Source organism: Pseudodesulfovibrio sediminis (assembly GCF_020886695.1).
Classification (GTDB): Bacteria; Desulfobacterota; Desulfovibrionia; order Desulfovibrionales; family Desulfovibrionaceae; genus Pseudodesulfovibrio; species Pseudodesulfovibrio sediminis.
In genome coordinates this window covers 2,671,038-2,688,634 of record NZ_AP024485.1, presented here as the reverse complement: position 1 = coordinate 2,688,634, position 17,597 = coordinate 2,671,038, and the positions used below count along the sequence as shown (strand labels likewise).

Below are 17,597 nucleotides of genomic sequence, written 5' to 3'. Positions count from 1 at the left end.
TCAGTCCGCTTACTTGTTGGGCTTGACCATGTATGTGTTGTCGGAGCCAAAGTCGTTGGTGGCTTCCAGATAATAGACATTCTTCGCATCCGGGAACATATCCATATACATATAATAAGCCTCGCCAGCACGCGCACCTGTGGCGCAGGAGAAGACGATGGGCTTGTCCGTCGGAATGGACTTGCCGTCCTTCTCAATCACGTCAACAGGCATGTTGATGGCGGACGGGAAGTGACCGGCGGCATACTCGGCAGGATCACGGACATCGATCAGAGTGATGGCGTCCGGGTTGGACTTGATGGTTTCCAGAAACCATGCAGTGTCCACAGCGCCTTCGGCTTCACCGGCCTTGACGGCTGTTTCGGCACCGCCGAACATCTTCTTCCAACCGGGATACCCGGCTTCGGCGACCACAACCTTCCTGTAGCCGTACTTCTTGGCCCTCAGGGCGGACTTGTGGGACAGGGCGCACTTGTACCCGCCACAATAGTAGATCAGGGTGGTGTTCACCACGTCCATGGGCAGCATGCCGAGCTTCTTGTCAAACGCGGAATCAGGGATGCCGATGGCGGACGGGATGGAGCCAGCCAGGAACTTCTGGTACGGACGGGCATCGATGAGCATGTACTTCCCACCCTCGGCGATGCGGGCCTGCAGGTTCTCCAGACCGATGGAGTAATACGGCGCCCACTTCTTGAAGTCCGGGAAACCGGCTGCATAGACGTGGACATTGGTGTACCCGAGCTTCTCTGCCTTGAACGCGGATTTGTGCGAAAGGCCGCAGGCCAGTCCACCACAATAGAAGATCAGCTGGGCATCCTTGTTCTTGGGCAGCTTGTCCACCATCTTGTCAAACTGACTGGCAGGAATGGAGACCGCTGTCGGGATATACCCGTCAACATACTTGGGCTTGTAGGGCCTGGAGTCGACAATCATAGCATCATCGGTCTTGGGCATCTTGGCATACTGCGCCACGTAAGCGTAGTCCACGATGGAATGAAACTGTTTGAATTTGGGTTTCTTGGCTTCTTCAGCAGCAGCCGGGCCAGCGAATGCCACCATGGCAAACATCAGCATAACAACTGCGGCAATCACTCTCTTGTGCATACGACACTCCCTTTCTCTTAGGATTGTGTTCAGCCCTGCCCGACAATCGGCAGAGTCCCTCTTCTTCCCTATCTTTTCCGAGACCTATTCACCCTCGGTCTTGATCTTTTCCCACCACAATCTGTGGTGATGCTTGGCGTAGCCGTCGGGCACCACGCCGGTAAACATGGACTTGAAGCCAGGACGCTCTTCGGGCGAGATGGCGGCCATGTAAATGTGAACCAGCAGACCGGCAAAGACCAGCCCCACTGCAATGAAATGCAGGGCGATGGACCAACTGATCATACCGGTCGCCTCAGCCCCGAAGGAGCGGTCGGACAGAAACATGATCACGCCGGTCACGGCAATGACCACACCACCGACCACCGAAGCCTGGGCAAAGGCCTTCTGGCCCATGTTGTAATATCCCTGATCAGGCAGCTCCGGGTCCAGACCGACCATTTTCAGCGCCTTGGGCCCTAGGGTCATCAGCACTATTTTCTTCATCATCCATGTCATATCACGGCCCATGGAGACCGGGAAGACTTCGGACAGAAAAAACAGGGCGCCCTTGAAATTGACGACCAGATACAGCAGGAAGCCGACCAGCCAGGCCAGGCCGATGAATTCATGGATAAGGAGCAGGTTCCCGCCCCCGCCGACCATGGCGCGCATGGCTTCAGGGTATCCTGAGCCGAACGGGTCTATGGCCGGATTCCTGATAAGGCCGATGCCGGTGAGCAACAGCAAAAACCAGCAGGCAGCATTGAACCAGTGAATGAAGATATCGGACGGGTCGTGCCGTTTATGGACCTTAGGCATCGGAGTCCTCCTTGTGTTCCGCATCGGAACCGACCAAGAGTTGACGGCCAAGCATGGCGAGGACGCCAAGACCTGACAGACCGACAATACCCTTGATAAGCGGCGCGGACTGTTTCATGGCCACCATGGAAGCGGGCACAACGGCCTCTCCTCCCCAGTCGCCGTGACCGGGATCGCCAACGTAGAACATGTTCGGCTTGGTATCAGTCCGGGCCGAAATGCGGGTCAGTCGATCCTTGTTCTTGCGGTACAAAATACCAGCCGCACTTTCCGGGTCGTTGATATCACCGAAGACGCGGGCCTTGGTCGGGCAGGTATCCACACATGCCGGCGGCAATCCTGCGGCGCGGCGTTCGGGGCAGTAGTTGCACTTGTCTGCCTTGCGCGTGACTTCGTTACGGAAGCGGGCGTCGTAAGGACACGACGGAATACAGTTGCCACACCCGATGCACAAGGCATTGTTGATGACCACTTCCCCTGTTTCCTTGTCCTTGTAGGTGGCACCAGTGGGACACGCGTCCACACAGGTGGGATTCTCGCAGTGCATGCAGGCACCAGGCTGGAATTTGGGCTTGGACTTGAGCAGACCGGGGATCGGAACCTCCTCCACGGTCGGCTTGATCCAGTTTCGCCACTGTCCTGTCGGAACATCGTTGGCCACCTTGCAGGCAGCCACACACCCTTTGCAGTCGATGCATTTGGCCGCATCGATGACCATTGCCAACTGTTGTGCCATTACGCCACCTTCCTTGTTACAGTGACAAAAGTCGTGTGCATGGAGGCATTGCCCGTGACAGCGTCATAATCATCTTCCAGCACTTCATTGATGGAAGCGCCATTGCCGTGGGACAACGACTGCATCGTGGACAGCGTATTGAACCCGGACAGCATGAACACCGTGTCCTTTCTGATCTTCTTCGTGACCTCGGCCCGCAGCTCCTGCCTGCCGACAGAGCTGGACACCTCCACCAGATCGCCGTCCTTGATGCCGAGCGACAGGGCAGCGTCCGGGTTGAGCCACAACGTGTTCGAAGGAATGAACTGATGCAGCAGCGCGTTGTTGGTCGTGGAGCTCTGGGTGATCATGGCATTCCTGCCAAGGACCAGCCGGAACTGATTTTTCGGCACCTTGGTCGGCGGCGTATATATCGGCAGGGGATCAAGGCCCATCTGCTCGTAGCGCTGGTTATACAGCTCGATCTTCTTGGACAGGGTCTTGTAGATCCTGCCTTCGTAGATGCCGTACACTTTGGAAGGGTTATAGTAGACGCCGTCCCGATCCATGACTTCAAGCGCCTCGGGGATCTCGCGGGTCTGCTTCTTTCTGAACTCTTCAATGGTAAAATCAAAGTACTCGCCCAGATCCATCCTGCCCGCGATATCCTTCATGATATCGAAACAGGACCGGGACTCGTACAGGGGATCGATGATCGGGTCGCGCTTGACCACACAGGCGCAGGCCACGGACCCCTGGAGACCGGAGCATGGGTCCAAACGCTCCAGATAGCTCTGGGACGGCAGGACCAGATCGGCATACCAGGCGGTATCGCTCATGGCGATGTCCACCACGGTGACGAAATCCATCTTGTTCATCATTTCGATGGTCTTCCTGCGATTGGGAGCCGTGCCCATGGGGTTGGTCTTGTAGATGAACCAGCCACGGACGGGATACGGATCATCGGCCAGAACCGAGTCGCGAGTGACCAGGAAGGAGCCTTCATGCTCGAACATCATCGGCACCTTGTCCGCGTCTATCCGGTCTTCCTGATTCTCATCGTACCAGGGCGCGTCATAGGGAACACCCTTGAGACCCACGGCACGGGCAGCCAGCAACCCGCCGGGCCTGTCCCAGTTGCCGAGCAGGCCATTGACGATGGCAAAAGCGCGACGAATCTGCGTGGAGTCTTCATAGTCGGATGTGCGACGGCCGGGATAGATCATGGAGGCGGGCGCGGCGGCAGCCAGCTCGCGAGCAATGCGCGCGATGGCCTCGGCCGGGATGCCACACTCTTCCGCGGCAAACCCGGGAGTGTATTGTCTGACGTGTTCCGTCAGTTGCTCAATGCCGTAGGTCTTCTCTTCAATCCACTGGGGATCATACAGCTTTTCGCCAATGATAACATGCGCGACAGCGAGCATGAACGCCATGTCCGTTCCCGGCTTGATGGGATACCATTCATCGGACAACGACGCGGTCTTGGTGTATCGCGGATCAAGCGTCACCAGTTTGCAGCCGTGCTCCCGCATGGCGGTCATCAGGTCAATGGAATCCGGCGTGACCAGCGCCTCGAACCGGTTGGCACCGGCCATGACGATATATTTCGAGTTGAGCACGTCCGGGAAAGGGACCTCTCCGTAGGTGTCCAGGAAGGCGCGGTTGCCGGACACCAGACACAGGGATTCGTGCGAGGTGACGTTGAATGAACCATACACTTCGGCAAACCGCCCCACAAACTGCGAATGCAGGTCTGATCCGGCAGAGAAAAGGTGCCCACAGGGGGTATACTTCTTGCGGGTCTCTTCCATCTTCTGGGCGGCCATGTCGATGGCTTCATCCCAGGGAATGCGCTGCCACTTGCCCTCGCCGCGCTCACCCTTGCGGAGCAGGGGGTGCTTGAGTCGGTCAGGGTCATAGACCTGGGCAAGGCCCGCGTTGCCACGGGCGCAAAGCATGCCGCGCGATTTCAGAAATTTGGGATTGGGATCAAGCTTCTTGATGACGCCGTCTTCAACCTGGGCAATAAGCCCGCATTTGTTGAAGCACATGTCGCAGGCCGAGAATTTCGATTCCCAGGCCGGTGCGGCCGGTGTCGCTGCCCGAGCCTTTGTCAGCCCGCCCAGCAGAGCCGGACCGCCGACTGCCCCGGCCGCAACCAGACCGGAAGCCCGAAAGAAATCACGACGAGACATTTTTTGTTTGGAATGTGACACTGAATACCTCCGGATATCCACTGATCAGACGTGTATCGCATCCCTCTTTCGGCAGGAATCTGAAGATGCACCCCACCGAAAAAGAGTCACTTGATACGCCCCCTCATACCCTCATAGAGGAGACATGAGAGCCGCCCGGACCAGGTCGAGGCGGCCCTCTTTCGAACCACTAGGAGCACTTGGCCGGGGACGGAGAGTCCTTGGCATAGCCATGCAGGTACGAATAAATATCAATGAGGTCCTTTTCCTTGATGGTCCAGTCGCCGGAGCACTTGATCTTGGCCTTGTCGGCAAACAACGCTTCCCATTCGGCCTGCGTCTTGGTTGCCGGGCTCAGGTCGCTGGCTGTCTTGCCGTGACAGGAACGGCAGTTTTTGCGGTACAGAAATTTACCCTTGCGGGCGTTGCCTTCTCCACCTGCGGCAAAGGCCATGGAAAAGACAAAGGCGGTAACCAGCGCCGAAGCAACGGCCAGAACGATTTTACGATTCATGTTTCCTCCAAATTTGTGTTTTTACCTATCAAGAATATCTGTCTGAACATAGCCCTCACATACAAAACATGTATGCAAATGGACATTATAACCTCTACCCGGTACGGGCTCTGTTTCTTTCCATATACCCATACGGGGTATAGGTGTCAAGGAGGGGCAAGTTATTTTTTTGTGTGACAACCCATGTGATTCTTTATATGTAGATAACAATTTCATAAATTCTGGAGGTCCCATGTTGCTCAAAGTCCGGCTCTGCAACCGTTGCTTATCGCTTTTGTTCTTCCCGATTCTCATCATTGCGCTGACCCTCACCTTGGCCTTGGGTTCCCCAGCTACAGCCTCGGAACAATCCACCAGAGCCAATGCCGAGGTCGTCGGCACGGTAAAAACGACATCAGGAACCCCCGTCATCAAACGCAATGGGGGAGACATTCAAGCCGCAAAGGGGAGCCGTCTCTACAATGGCGACATACTGACAACGGACGACAAGTCGAGCCTGGGCCTCATTTTTCGTGACGACTCCATGCTTTCTCTTGGCCCCCGATCCGAAGTGACGGTTGACGATTTTCTCTTTGAACCCGCAGAGGGAAACATGAATTTCCTGGTCAAAATCGGCAAGGGATCAGCGGAACTCTTCTCCGGCCAGATAGCCAAGATTTCGCCAGACAACATGCGTATTGAAACCCCGGTTTCCACTATCGGAATCCGCGGCACCCATATCCTTATCAAAGTGGACTAGGACCAAGACATGAAACGAATCATACTCATTACCCTGTTTCTCATGATGCTGGCCGGATGCAACGGCCAAACCGTTGTGCTGCTGCCCGATATGGACGGCCATGTGGGCACGGTCGACGTGACTTCCGAAACCGGAGAAACCGTGACGCTGGTCCAGGCCAACCAGGCCGTGAAAGGCAAGGACACCGTGGTCACCATGTCTGACGAAGATGTACAGAAGACCTTTGGCGGTGCCATCGCAGCCCGGCCGGAGCCGACCGCCAAATTCCTGCTCTATTTCCGCAGTGATTCCACGACGCTCACCAATGAATCCGTCAAACTCTTCCCGGAGATCATGCAGGCGTTCCATGACCGCGCGTCAACAGACGTCTCGGTGGTTGGGCATGCGGACAGGGCCGGTGACAAGGACTACAACTACAAGCTGTCACTCCGGCGCGCCAACAAGGTCAGGGCCATGCTCCTTGACAAGGGCATGCCTGCCGACGTCATTCAGACCATATCCCATGGCGAAGAGAACCCGATCATTCCCACTGCGGACAACAAGCACGAACCAAAAAACAGACGAGTGGAAGTTTTGGTCAGATAACAGACCAGACACGAAACCGCCCCACAGGCGCTCCAAGAAAAATGGGGAAAGACACACAGACAATACCCCCTCACGTACTCTCCGTATGTGAGGGGGTAAATTTGATGAAAGTATCCGTGGAAACCCTTCGGCCCCTTCCTACCAAAGACGGTCTCCAAAAGCGCTGTGGAACCCGTGTTGTTTGAGAAGATCCACGGTTTTCTGAATGTCATATTTGACGAAACGGATATGCATGGTCCGTGCCTCCAGGTCGAACACGCCGTACTTCGCATGGCTGTCACCGTCACGCGGCTGCCCCACGGACCCCATGTTCAACAGGTGGCGCATGTCAGGCACGAGCAGGGTCTCTCCCTGAGGCAGCGGCAGCTTTTCCGATACGCCCCCCCGGTAGCTGTACCGGACCAGCTCATGGGTGTGGCCCACAAAACAGAATTCCTCGGTATACCGCCGAAACACGGGAGTCATGTCCTCGGCGTGCTTCCAGATATACTCATTCACTGAATCAGGTGGAGAACCGTGGACAAAACGGCAGGCGTCCTCGGCAATGGCCTTGGGCCGTGTAACCAGCCACTGGTAGGTTTCCTCGGTGACCAGTTCCCGCGTCATACGCAGGGCATCCATGGCCGGCTGATTGAAACGCCGAAGATAGTGGATGTTGATAAGCCCCTGCTCATGGTTGCCCATGACCACCTTGGCCCCTTTCTCGCGCACCAGATCCACACACTTCTGGGGTTCGGGACCGTAGCCCACCACGTCGCCCAGACAATAGATTCTGTCTACGCCAAAGGTCTCGATATCCTTGAAGACTTCGTTCAGGGCCTCAAAATTGGCGTGGGGGTCGGAAAGAATGGCGAAACGGGTCATGTGCCCAACCTATACCCTTGTGGAGAGCACGGCAAGAATCCAGTTGAATCCATGCTGTCGGAGCAACCGCCGGAGGGTTAGTCTTCTTCGAGCCCGGTGAGATCACCGATCTCGTAGCCACAATCTTCAGCCTTGAGCACGCGGCGCATGATCTTGCCCGAACGGGTCTTGGGCAGGCTCTCGCGAAATTCAATGGATTTGATCACCGCGACCGGCCCCAACTCATTGCGTATGGTCCTCTTGAGGTCCTTGATGAGATCGTCATCCGGCTCAAAGTCGATGTTGAGTTGGACAAACGCCTTGGCGGCTTCACCCTTGATCTTGTCCGGTACGCCGATGACCGCGCACTCGGAAACCGCCGGATGCATGCCGAACGCGGCTTCCAGCTCGGCAGATCCGATACGGTGTCCGGCAATGTTGATGACATCGTCGGCCCGGCCCTGAATCCAGATGTAGCCGTCTTCATCCTTGCGGGCCACGTCTCCGGCCAGATACACGCCGGGGATGCGCTCCCAGTATTCCTTGTAGGTCTCGTCGTCATTCCACATGCCGGTCATCATGGATGGCCAGGGCTTGGTAATGACCAGCAGCCCGCCCTTGCCAGGAGGCACGGGATTGCCGTCCCTGTCCACCACATCCGCCTCGATGCCGGGCAGCGGTTTTGTCACGCTCCCCGGTTTGAGCAGGGAGATGGGCATGGGCGCGATCATGAACATGCCGGTCTCGGTCTGCCACCAGGTGTCGATGACAGGGCACTCGCTGCGGCCGATGTTCTTGTACAGCCAAGTCCAGGCCTCGGGTGAAATGGACTCACCCACGGAGCCGAGCAGACGCAGGCTGGAGAGATCGTGCTGCTTGGGATACTGGGCGCCGAAGCGCATGAGCATACGGATCATGGTGGGCGCGGTGTAGAAAATGGTCACGCCGTATTTGGCCACGATGGACCAGAGGCGGTCGGCCTGCGGATAGTTGGGGTGGCCTTCGTACATGACCGAAGTGGTGCCGGCCATGAGCGGGCCATAGACTCCGGCGGAATGACCGGTGACCCAGCCCGGATCAGCGGTGCACCAAAAGATATCCGTGGGTTTGATGTCGAACACCGTGGTCAGGGTCCGATGCACGCCGACCATGTATCCGGCATGGGAATGGACCACGCCCTTGGGCTTGCCCGTGGTGCCGGAGGTGTACATCAGGAACAGCGGATCATCCGCGTCCATGACCTCGGTGGGCGCTTCGTTGCGCTCCTGACGAACGAGGTCCTCGTATTGAAAATCACGCCCATCCACCATGTCCACGCCTATATTGCACCGACGGACCACGACCATGGAGTCCACGCAGTCGGCACACGCGCCGACCAGGGCTTCGTCAGCCGTCTCCTTGAGCTTGATGATCTGCCCGTTGCGGTAGAACCCATCCGCGGTGATCAGCAGCTTGGCCTGGGCATCATTGATGCGCTGCCGAAGCGCCTTGGCCGAGAACCCGGCAAAGACCACGGAGTGGATGGCCCCGATCTTGGCGGTGGCCAGCATGGAAATCACGGTCTCGGGCAGGGGCGGCATGTAGATGACCACGCGGTCGCCTTTCTTGATGCCGAGACTGCGCAGGGCATTGGCGAACCGGTTCACCTCGCGGTAGAGTTCGAAATAGGTATATTTGCGCTGATCGCCGGGTTCACCTTCCCAGATGAGCGCGAGCTTGTTCTTGTTGGCGGTTTCAATGTGCCGATCAAGGGCGTTGTAGACGATGTTGCAGCGGGAACCGGGGAACCAGCGATAAAAAGGCGCGTCCCTGTCATCGAGCACCTGATCCCACTTCTTGAACCAGTCAAGTTCGTCAGCGGCTTCCTCCCAGTATCCGGTGGGGTCCATGCGCGCAAACTTGTGCGCCCCCTCCAGCTCCTGGGGATTGACGTTGGCTTCGATGACCAACTGCGGAAGCGGACGGAATACCCGTTCTTCCTGCAGTAGATTGTCTACGGTTCCTTTCTGATCCATACATCCTCCTCGCCGACCAACCCTTTGGCAATTCTGCGAGTCTCTTTCATACCAGCTTCCCACCGCAATACCCGCCATATTCGGTCAGCGGTTGACGGGGGAAGATGAACGGTTACAAACCTATGATCTTTTTCAGCTCCGCAATACGCCGCCGTGAAATGGGCAGCTCGATGCGGGTTCGTCCGGCTGTTCGCAACATGAAGTTGGAGCCGGGCATTGAAGCAATCTCCGTGACCATGTCAAGGTTCACGAGGTACTTCCGGTGGACCCGGAAGAAGCGATGCGGTTCCAGTCTGTCTTCCAGATTCTTGAGTCTGTAGGAAGAGAGAAATTTCTGATTGGCCGTGTGCACATACGAATAATCCTCGAACGCCTCCACGAAAATAATCTGATCGTAGGGAATGAGGATGGTGCGTCCGTCCTGGGTCACGGCAAGCTTTTCGATTTCCGGCCGCCGATTGGCGGTCTGGTCCCATGCGGACTTCAATGCGGCCAGAAAGGAATCCTGCTCGTCTTCAGGCAGGGGCAGCTTCACGGTCAGCTCATCGTGACCGGGATCGGCGTCCTGATCGTCCGGGTAGGCAGCGGGCGGCGGCACTTCGCGAAACTTGGACTTGAACGTCTGGAGCCGGTCCATGGTCCGGGCCATACGTCCGGGCGCCGGAGGCCACAACAGATAATCCGTGGCACCGAGTTCAAAGGCGGCGTACGCCTGATTCTCCGAGTCGGAGATAAACACCAGGGCGGGCTTGTTCTTGCGACCGGCCAGCATCTGCGCCATCTCGATCCCGCTGGCGTCCCCTGTCAGCTCGGTGCCCACGAAAAAAACGCCATAAGGGATCGCTTCGAGCATCTCCAGAGCCTCAAACGCGGTCGCGGCTTCACCCAGCACCTGGATGAAGTGGACTTCGGCGAGGATTTCCCGGAGAGCGGCTCTCACTTCCGGGTCAGTATGGACGAGCAATGTTTTCAGCTTGGGCATGGATGACGCATCGGTGTTGTATTTTTACGGGTATCTACAATCCTTCGTTATCTCTACCCATATTTGGAGCAAGGCGCAAGGATGGACGTCCCCGCCGCACAGACAGTTGCCCTGCGATATCAAACAGGCAATTAATTACGCGCACGTCTTGCCCCATCCCGCCATTTTCTCTACATGTAAACAATCACAACTCAACCACCCCAACTACCATGCTGAAAACACTCCTCAAGATATTCAAGTCGCATCAGACCATGACCCTGTTCATATACGGCACCGCGCTGGCACTGCTCGCCCTCTCGCTCTGGGTCGCATTTCAATATGTCGACCCGCTGCCTCCCACCAAGGTGACCATCGCCACCGGCGGACCGGGCGGCTCCTATTACGATTTTGCCCAGCAATACGCCGACTATTTCAAGAAGCAGGGATATGAGCTGGAAGTCCTGGAGACAGGCGGCTCCACCGACAATCTGGCACTGCTGTCCGACCCTGAAAGCACTGTCCAGGCCGCTCTTATTCAAGGAGGCATCGCCGCCCCCGAAGACCATCCCAACCTGGAAAGCCTGGGCAGCCTCTATTACGAGCCAATCTGGCTCTTCCAGTCTGCCAGGCTGGACACAGCGACCCTCCCCGACCTCCGGGGCAAAACCATCGCCGTGGGTTCCGAAGGCAGCGGCACGCAACATCTGGTCTCCGCCCTGCTGGCCGAAAACGACGTCACCCCGGACACCGCCACGCTCAAGAAAATTGGGGCTGGAGAAGCCATCCCTCAACTTCTGGACAGGAAGATCGACGCCCTGTTCACCATAGGCGGGGTCGGCTCCTCTTCGGTCGGCACGCTGATCCGCAATGAAGACGTGAACCTGTACTCCTTCACTCGCGCCGAAGCCTACACCCGCACCCATCACTACATGCGCAAGCTGGTCCTGCCGCAGGGCGGCATTGATCTGGTCGAGAATCTGCCGGACCACGATATCACCCTGCTCGCGCCCACGGCCAACCTCGTGGTCAAGGACGACCTCCACCCGTCCCTGAAATACCTCTTCCTGCTGGCCGCCAACGAGGTCCACGGCAAGGGCGACCTGTTCGCCGCGCCCGGCACCTTTCCCAACGGGGACGCCCTGCTCTTCCCGCTGAGCAGCGAGGGCGAAAATTTCTACAAATCCGGCCCGCCGTTCCTCATGCGCTATCTGCCCTTTCAGCTCGCCATCACCATCGAACGGCTCAAGATTCTGCTCATCCCGCTGCTGACCCTGCTCTTCCCGCTGTTCAAGATCACGCCGCCCGCCTACCGCTGGCAGATCAGACGTCGCATCTTCAAGTGGTACAAGCACCTCAAGCAGCTCGATACCGAAGCCTATGAAATGACCTGCAAGGAAGACGCGCAAAGAATGCTGGATCAGTTGGAGGAGATGGACCGAATGGTGCTGGAGACCTCGGTGCCGCTCTCGTACACCGACTACATCTACTCCCTGCGCCTGCACATCCGCATGATTCAACGCCGTCTGGAAAGAATCATGGGAGAAACGAAAGAGGACACCATCACCTAAGCCGAAGCAACAGCCGTACCCCGTACAAGCCCTTATCGGAACACGAGGGGCCGAAGACGCTGCCTCGCAGACTGCCTTTCCCAAAAACAACGCCGGACATCCAGGATATCCGGCGTTGTATCTTCTTTTTCCGATTCTGTTTCTTACATGGGTTTTCCACCACGACGACCGTCTTTCGGCACGCAGACAGTGCCATCAGAGGTGTCACGACAAATACCTTTCACAGTGCCATGGGGCGTTTCCACCATGCACTCGTCACCCTGTTCCTTTTCATTACACGCAGCATACGCTTCCTGAGGCGGTCCCTGACGTTGGCCCATGCTCATGCCAGGTGTTCCTCCACCCATGCCAGGGCCACCGCTCTGCATACCCGGTCCGCCGCCATGTCCGGCTCGGCCGGGACGCTGTTCCTGATTCCCTCTATTCCACGAGGGAATCGGGTCATTGGACGGTTCGTAGTACGCCACTCCGCCGCCGGTCACGCAGCGCACAGAGTTGTCGATGCGAATGTCGTCACCCTGCGGGCCATGCCCCTGCGGATACCGGGCCGAATTGCCCGCCTTGGGATCGCTCCGCTGGGCGCCGGCTCCGTGCACGTCCATGAACTCCCTGGCTCCGCCGCTCCGGGGAGAAGCGAAATATCCCATGGCCCGGCCAAAGGCCACATACGCGGCATGCCTTGGTCTGGGACCATCCAGATGTGTGGTGGAGGTCCAGTAATAGGATTCGATATCCGTCACATCGAAAATGGGATCAATGGCCGCCGAATCGGTGGCCGTCGGGCTGCGCGTGTAATCCACGATGGATTGCAGTTCCTTGGCACTGGGCAGACGCCAGTCGGACCGGCCGCCCAAAGTCAACTCCTCGCAGTATGCAAGCGCCTCTTCCCAGTTGCGGGTGGTGCCGTCGTCCGCCTGCTGCCAGATCAGGCTCGTGGCCTTGTCGACCACCGTGTCTTCGGCCCCAAGCGCAAAATCATTTTTGCCGTAGTCCGGGTTGCCGCGCACATACCGCATATAGCGATTGGAACGCCCGCCCTGTCCATACACAGGGTATCCCTTGATCCGTCCATCCGCGAAATTCACACCGAACGCGGTCTTGAAATCGCCCATGGTCGTGCCGGTATACACCGTGGCAGACCAATCCTGACAATCAATGAGACGCTGCCCCTTGTTGGTGTCGCCCCATTTGAAATCAAAGAATCTCGTATCGATATAGGCCGTGGAGCTGCTCTCGTCACCCTGTACCCAGCCATTGAAATCAATGAGAGAATAGAGCTCCTTGATGGTGGGCGCGCGCCAGTCGTCATAGCCACCCACGCGGCATTCACTTGCGCCGTTCATGCCCTGCTGCCAGCCAACAGGATTACCGCGCTCCTTGACCCACATGAGGCCGGTGACCAGATCGGTGATCGTACCGTCACCGTTGTCCTTGTAATGCGGCTGATTCCCCTTGTACTGGGAGTCCTGGCCGTTGAATGGCTTGCCCGGCTCCGGGCAGTCTCTCTGTGACCGCGAATCGAAACAACCATTTTGTCCCGTATCGACAATGGGGTATTTCAAATTGACCCCGGCCACGGCAAGCCCTGTCGCCACAACAAATCCAATAATCAACAGAAGCGTTTTCTTCATATAATTTTTTCTCCAATCCCCTCGATGAATGCAGACCATCACACCACTATTTCAAATCCATCCTCTGCTCCATGATTTATCGCGACAAGGGCTGAAGAAGTTACACTATTATGAAAACACCCACGCAAAGACCGCAGATTGCCCTCCCCCCCGGGAGGGGAAGGGTTGTCAATACTGGGCAAAGTGCGTATGGTATGACTTGAATTGAACGAACTCAGTTTGCCAATTCCCACGGATGGGAAGCGGAAAACCACGGGTCCCTCTGGATTGAGCGCACTCTTTTTCACATGAGTGCAGGGATGGCCGGGCTGCGATATAATGCGCCTTGGCCTTTTTTTGTTCGCAAGAAAGGGCCGGAGCCAAGACAGCCGAACAGTGTGCAGTGTTCACGAACAGTGACGCAAGCAGTGATTCGAGCAGGTTGCTATCGTAGGAGTCGATCGTGCGCATTTCAGGCCACGCATCAGAACAATACCGCAAGACTTCCGCTCTGGCTGAAAAGAAGAGCGAAAAGCGGACGGTAACGCCCCAGGCCAGGACGACGACCACGTCGTTCGGTTTTCGGCTGGGCAAGTTCGGCCTGGACTATCAATCCGAAAAAACCACGCTCGATCCCTCCCTTTCCCGCGATGTGCGCGAGAAGAAAGAACAGGCCGAAGCATTCAAGACCGAAGCCGAAGTGGAATCCCTGCGCGCCAAGGTCGGAGCCGAAGGCGCTTCGTTCCGCGAACAGGAAACCGCATCCTCATCCACGGACTCGCCGTCCCAAAACCGCGTCCGCACCGCACTCACAGCCTATGCCAAAAGCGGAGAGACCATCTACCCGCCCCCGGGCAACATGCTGGCATCAGTGATCTGATAACACCACCCAACCCGGCACGAACCTTCTTTCGCTCCTTCTGTTTTGAAATCAGGATAGGATACCGCCTTCGGCGGAATTGGTCGGGTGATTTCGTCTCCGACGGGCAAGGACTCTCGCCCTTGCATCCCTCTTGTACACCTTCTGTGCTGATCTGATACCTAGCTCGTACCCGCACCAACGGCGCCAAACAGGATTCCAAAGGATATATCCTTTGGCCGTCAGAGGCGAAGTCACCCGACATACACCGCCGAAGGCGGCATCCTATCCCGGTTCTCACCGTCATCACATCAGGCGCGCTTTCCCTTTTCATTGCCTTCCCCGACCCTTTGCCCTAGGCTCTGCCTTCATGTCAGACACCGTACCCTCCCCACGCGAAATACTCGCTTCCGTCTTTGGTTTTTCCGACTTCATCGGATTGCAGGAGCCGATCATCGACAATGTCATGCGTGGCGGCGATTCGTTGGTCCTCATGCCCACGGGCGGCGGCAAATCGCTGTGCTATCAGATCCCGGCCATGCTCCGAAACGGCGTGGGTATCTGTGTCTCGCCCCTCATCGCGCTCATGCACGATCAGGTGCAGGGGCTGACCCAGATGGGCATTCGTGCGGCCTGCCTCAACTCGTCCATGGACCCGAACACGGCCTACGACATTGAACGCATGGTGGAGAACGGCCAGCTCGACCTGCTCTATGTGGCCCCGGAGCGATTGTGCAAACCCGGCTTTCTCGACTTTTTGAGCCGGTGCAATCCAAGCCTGTTCGCCATTGACGAAGCACACTGCGTATCCCAGTGGGGCCATGACTTCCGGCCCGAGTACATGCAGCTCTCGGTCATCAAGGAACGGTTCCCCCATGTACCGCGCCTAGCCCTGACCGCCACCGCAGACGAGCCGACCCAGGCGGATATCATCCGCAACCTCCAGCTCGAACAGGCCCAGGTATTTGCCACCGGATTCGACCGCCCAAACATCCGGTACATGGTCTCGCCCAAAAAGAATGCCACGGCCATGCTCAAACGATTCATCAAGGAAAACCATCCCAATGACGCGGGCATCGTCTACCGTCTCAGCCGCAAGAAAGTGGATGCGACCGCAGAATTTCTCCAAAAAAACGGCTTCAATGCCCTGCCGTACCACGCGGGAATGACGCCCGGTGATCGCGCCCGGAATCAGGACCGATTCATGCGCGAGGAAGGGGTGATCATCGTGGCCACAGTCGCCTTCGGCATGGGTGTGGACAAGCCCAACGTCCGCTTTGTCTGCCACCTTGAGCCGCCCAAATCACTGGAGGCGTATCATCAGGAAACCGGCCGCGGCGGCCGCGACGGACTGCCTGCCACGGCCTGGATGTGCTTTGGCATGCAGGACATCGCGGTGCTGCGCTCCATGATCGAATCCGGCGAAGCCGATGAGACCCGCAAGCGGGTGGAACACTCCAAGCTCGCCTCGCTGTTCGCCTTTCTGGAAACCGCCGGGTGCCGCAGGCAGGCCCTGCTCGGCTATTTCGGCGAACACATCGAGCCGTGCGGCAACTGTGACAACTGCCTCAGCCCCGTGGACACATGGGACGGCACCGTGGCCGCACAAAAGGCGCTCTCCAATATTTTTCGTACAGAGCAACGGTTTGGCGTGAACTACCTCACGCAGGTGCTTGTGGGAAAGGAAAACGACCGCATCAAACAGTTCGGCCACCACCGCGTGTCCACCTTCGGCATCGGCCAGGAAATGACGCAGGAACAATGGAAATCGGTCTACCGTCAACTGCTGGCCAGCGGGCTGGTCTCCGTGGACCTCGACCGGTTCAACGCCCTGGCCCTGAACGAACGCTCGTGGCCCGTGCTCAAGGGCGAACAGGAAGTGCGCTTTCGCACGGACCCGGTCCTGCCCCGCGCCTCCAAAAAGAAAAAACGCGCGCCCGCACTGGCCGTGGACGTGCTCACGAACTGGGAAGCCGAGGCCCTGTTCGACGCCCTGCGCGATCTGCGCCTGCGCGTATCCGAAGAGCAGGGCGCACCGCCGTACGCCATTTTTGCAGACAAGACCCTGCTCGATTTCGTGCGCTACCGCCCACGCGATCTCGACGAACTCGGCTGTATGTCCGGGGTGGGGCTCAACAAGCTCAACCACTACGGCGAAACGTTTCTGGCATGCCTGACAGCGCATGAAGCAGAACATGGACGCCCGGCGTCAACTCCGGAAATACCGGAAGAAGTACGGGAACAGCACGAAAAGAAAAAAACCAAGAAAGTGGAATTTACCTCCACGGCACAGACTTCACTGGACCTCTTTGTCGAGTTGGGCAGCGTGGAAAAGGTGGCGGAAAAACGCGGTCTCAAGCCGCCTTCCGTCTGGAAACATCTGGGTGAAGCCGCAAAGAGGGGCAAGATCGACTACCGAAACGTGGTGGACCTGCCCGACGAGGAGCTGGAAACGATCCTTAACTCGATCAAGGCCTTCCAGGCCAAAGGCGTCGTGTCCATGACCCCGGTCTTCGAGGCGCTGGACAAGCAGTATTCCTACGACCTGATCCGGTTTCTCAGGGCGTGCGCGTAAGCTCCAACACGAACTTCTGTTCGGTGATTTCCGGGCCCCAGCCATCACCCACGGCTTCTTCCGTCAGAACAAAACCATTGCGTTCATACAGACTACGCGCGGCTCCCAGACCGGCAAACGTCCACAGATACACCTGAGAAAATCCACGCTCCCGACAAAAGACCATGGCGCGCTCAAAAAGCCTGCCGCCAACGCCTTTGCCCTGACAGGATTCGGGCACGATGAACCAGCGCACACGCGCCTGTCCCACGCCTGAACGGCTGCCATCCACGGCCACGACACCGCCAAACCCGTCGCCGGAACGCACCCACCAGCAGCCATCCCGGTCCGGGGATAAGGTCTCCAGAAACTCGGTGAATTCGCGAAGTACCTGCGCCTTAAAACGCGCATCGAACCCCCAGTGCTCGCCATAATATGCGGCATGATGGTGAACCACATTTTCAAGGAGAAAGGAGCGACCCTCCGGGACGCTGTCCGGCCTGTAGGTATGGAGAGCAACTGTATCCATGC

At 57.6% G+C, this 17,597-nt stretch carries 15 protein-coding genes; 5 read left to right on the top strand and 10 right to left on the bottom strand.

From position 1 onward, the window contains the following. Nucleotides 1–9: 9 nt before the first annotated feature. From SRBAKS_RS12840 to SRBAKS_RS12820, 5 genes are all read right to left on the bottom strand, one after another. Nucleotides 10–1,107: a rhodanese-like domain-containing protein gene (locus tag SRBAKS_RS12840; RefSeq protein ID WP_229591294.1), complete on the bottom strand. Its 1,098-nt coding sequence runs from the start codon at nucleotides 1,105–1,107 to the stop codon at nucleotides 10–12. 84 nt (nucleotides 1,108–1,191) lie between these two features. Beyond that, entirely contained in the window at nucleotides 1,192–1,908 is a 717-nt protein-coding gene (locus SRBAKS_RS12835) for a formate dehydrogenase subunit gamma (RefSeq protein ID WP_229591293.1), read from the bottom strand. Beyond that, complete coding sequence (locus tag SRBAKS_RS12830) at nucleotides 1,901–2,644, bottom strand: 4Fe-4S dicluster domain-containing protein (RefSeq protein ID WP_229591292.1); 744 nt, start codon at nucleotides 2,642–2,644, stop codon at nucleotides 1,901–1,903. Before SRBAKS_RS12830 ends, SRBAKS_RS12835 begins: the two co-directional genes overlap by 8 nt. Then, a complete protein-coding gene (locus SRBAKS_RS12825) occupies nucleotides 2,644–4,818 on the bottom strand; it encodes a molybdopterin-containing oxidoreductase family protein (RefSeq protein WP_229596977.1) in 2,175 nt (724 codons plus the stop codon). The genes SRBAKS_RS12830 and SRBAKS_RS12825 overlap by 1 nt, the downstream gene beginning before the upstream one ends. A 190-nt stretch (nucleotides 4,819–5,008) precedes the next feature. Next, complete coding sequence (locus SRBAKS_RS12820) at nucleotides 5,009–5,332, bottom strand: c-type cytochrome (RefSeq protein ID WP_229591291.1); 324 nt, start codon at nucleotides 5,330–5,332, stop codon at nucleotides 5,009–5,011. 232 nt (nucleotides 5,333–5,564) lie between these two features. On the opposite strand from SRBAKS_RS12820, the gene SRBAKS_RS12815 reads away from it, so the two are divergent. Further along, a complete protein-coding gene (locus SRBAKS_RS12815; protein WP_229591290.1) occupies nucleotides 5,565–6,071 on the top strand; it encodes a FecR family protein in 507 nt (168 codons plus the stop codon). A gap of 9 nt (nucleotides 6,072–6,080) precedes the next feature. Then, entirely contained in the window at nucleotides 6,081–6,656 is a 576-nt protein-coding gene (locus SRBAKS_RS12810; RefSeq protein WP_229591289.1) for an OmpA family protein, read from the top strand. A 138-nt stretch (nucleotides 6,657–6,794) separates the two neighbouring features. Here the strand turns inward: SRBAKS_RS12810 and SRBAKS_RS12805 are convergent, their stop codons facing one another. The 3 genes from SRBAKS_RS12805 to SRBAKS_RS12795 form a co-directional block, all read right to left on the bottom strand. Further along, entirely contained in the window at nucleotides 6,795–7,520 is a 726-nt protein-coding gene (locus SRBAKS_RS12805; RefSeq protein WP_229591288.1) for a metallophosphoesterase family protein, read from the bottom strand. A 77-nt stretch (nucleotides 7,521–7,597) separates the two neighbouring features. Then, complete coding sequence (acs, locus tag SRBAKS_RS12800; protein ID WP_229591287.1) at nucleotides 7,598–9,514, bottom strand: acetate--CoA ligase; 1,917 nt, start codon at nucleotides 9,512–9,514, stop codon at nucleotides 7,598–7,600. 112 nt (nucleotides 9,515–9,626) lie between these two features. Then, nucleotides 9,627–10,496 carry a LytR/AlgR family response regulator transcription factor gene (locus tag SRBAKS_RS12795; protein ID WP_229591286.1) on the bottom strand — a complete coding sequence of 290 codons (870 nt, stop codon included), beginning with the start codon at nucleotides 10,494–10,496 and terminating at the stop codon, nucleotides 9,627–9,629. A 209-nt stretch (nucleotides 10,497–10,705) separates the two neighbouring features. On the opposite strand from SRBAKS_RS12795, the gene SRBAKS_RS12790 reads away from it, so the two are divergent. Beyond that, a complete protein-coding gene (locus tag SRBAKS_RS12790; protein ID WP_229591285.1) occupies nucleotides 10,706–12,043 on the top strand; it encodes a TAXI family TRAP transporter solute-binding subunit in 1,338 nt (445 codons plus the stop codon). 143 nt (nucleotides 12,044–12,186) lie between these two features. Here SRBAKS_RS12790 and SRBAKS_RS12785 read toward each other — a convergent pair whose 3' ends face one another. Next, nucleotides 12,187–13,674, bottom strand: a complete 1,488-nt coding sequence (locus SRBAKS_RS12785) for an Lcl C-terminal domain-containing protein (RefSeq protein WP_229591284.1) — start codon at nucleotides 13,672–13,674, stop codon at nucleotides 12,187–12,189. Between the two features lie 442 nt (nucleotides 13,675–14,116). Here SRBAKS_RS12785 and SRBAKS_RS12780 point away from each other — a divergent pair, with 442 nt between their 5' ends. Together SRBAKS_RS12780 and recQ are read left to right on the top strand one after the other, a co-directional pair. Then, nucleotides 14,117–14,533 (top strand): hypothetical protein, encoded by a 417-nt coding sequence (locus SRBAKS_RS12780; RefSeq protein ID WP_229591283.1) that lies wholly within the window; start codon nucleotides 14,117–14,119, stop codon nucleotides 14,531–14,533. A gap of 349 nt (nucleotides 14,534–14,882) precedes the next feature. Beyond that, a complete protein-coding gene (recQ, locus tag SRBAKS_RS12775; protein ID WP_229591282.1) occupies nucleotides 14,883–17,087 on the top strand; it encodes a DNA helicase RecQ in 2,205 nt (734 codons plus the stop codon). On the opposite strand, the gene SRBAKS_RS12770 is transcribed toward recQ, so the two are convergent. Continuing rightward, on the bottom strand, nucleotides 17,071–17,595 hold the full coding sequence (locus SRBAKS_RS12770; RefSeq protein WP_229591281.1) for a GNAT family N-acetyltransferase: 525 nt from the start codon (nucleotides 17,593–17,595) through the stop codon (nucleotides 17,071–17,073). The genes recQ and SRBAKS_RS12770 overlap by 17 nt on opposite strands. Between the last annotated feature and the right edge of the window lie 2 nt (nucleotides 17,596–17,597).

What these genes read in the sequence shown, in the direction of transcription:
- SRBAKS_RS12840 (WP_229591294.1), bottom strand. Translation starts at nt 1,107, where the DNA reads ATGCACAAGAGAGTGATTGCCGCAGTTGTTATGCTGATGTTTGCCATG.
- SRBAKS_RS12835 (WP_229591293.1), bottom strand. Translation starts at nt 1,908, where the DNA reads ATGCCTAAGGTCCATAAACGGCACGACCCGTCCGATATCTTCATTCAC.
- SRBAKS_RS12830 (WP_229591292.1), bottom strand. Translation starts at nt 2,644, where the DNA reads ATGGCACAACAGTTGGCAATGGTCATCGATGCGGCCAAATGCATCGAC.
- SRBAKS_RS12825 (WP_229596977.1), bottom strand. Translation starts at nt 4,818, where the DNA reads ATGTCTCGTCGTGATTTCTTTCGGGCTTCCGGTCTGGTTGCGGCCGGG.
- SRBAKS_RS12820 (WP_229591291.1), bottom strand. Translation starts at nt 5,332, where the DNA reads ATGAATCGTAAAATCGTTCTGGCCGTTGCTTCGGCGCTGGTTACCGCC.
- SRBAKS_RS12815 (WP_229591290.1), top strand. Translation starts at nt 5,565, where the DNA reads ATGTTGCTCAAAGTCCGGCTCTGCAACCGTTGCTTATCGCTTTTGTTC.
- SRBAKS_RS12810 (WP_229591289.1), top strand. Translation starts at nt 6,081, where the DNA reads ATGAAACGAATCATACTCATTACCCTGTTTCTCATGATGCTGGCCGGA.
- SRBAKS_RS12805 (WP_229591288.1), bottom strand. Translation starts at nt 7,520, where the DNA reads ATGACCCGTTTCGCCATTCTTTCCGACCCCCACGCCAATTTTGAGGCC.
- acs (WP_229591287.1), bottom strand. Translation starts at nt 9,514, where the DNA reads ATGGATCAGAAAGGAACCGTAGACAATCTACTGCAGGAAGAACGGGTA.
- SRBAKS_RS12795 (WP_229591286.1), bottom strand. Translation starts at nt 10,496, where the DNA reads ATGCCCAAGCTGAAAACATTGCTCGTCCATACTGACCCGGAAGTGAGA.
- SRBAKS_RS12790 (WP_229591285.1), top strand. Translation starts at nt 10,706, where the DNA reads ATGCTGAAAACACTCCTCAAGATATTCAAGTCGCATCAGACCATGACC.
- SRBAKS_RS12785 (WP_229591284.1), bottom strand. Translation starts at nt 13,674, where the DNA reads ATGAAGAAAACGCTTCTGTTGATTATTGGATTTGTTGTGGCGACAGGG.
- recQ (WP_229591282.1), top strand. Translation starts at nt 14,883, where the DNA reads ATGTCAGACACCGTACCCTCCCCACGCGAAATACTCGCTTCCGTCTTT.
- SRBAKS_RS12770 (WP_229591281.1), bottom strand. Translation starts at nt 17,595, where the DNA reads ATGGATACAGTTGCTCTCCATACCTACAGGCCGGACAGCGTCCCGGAG.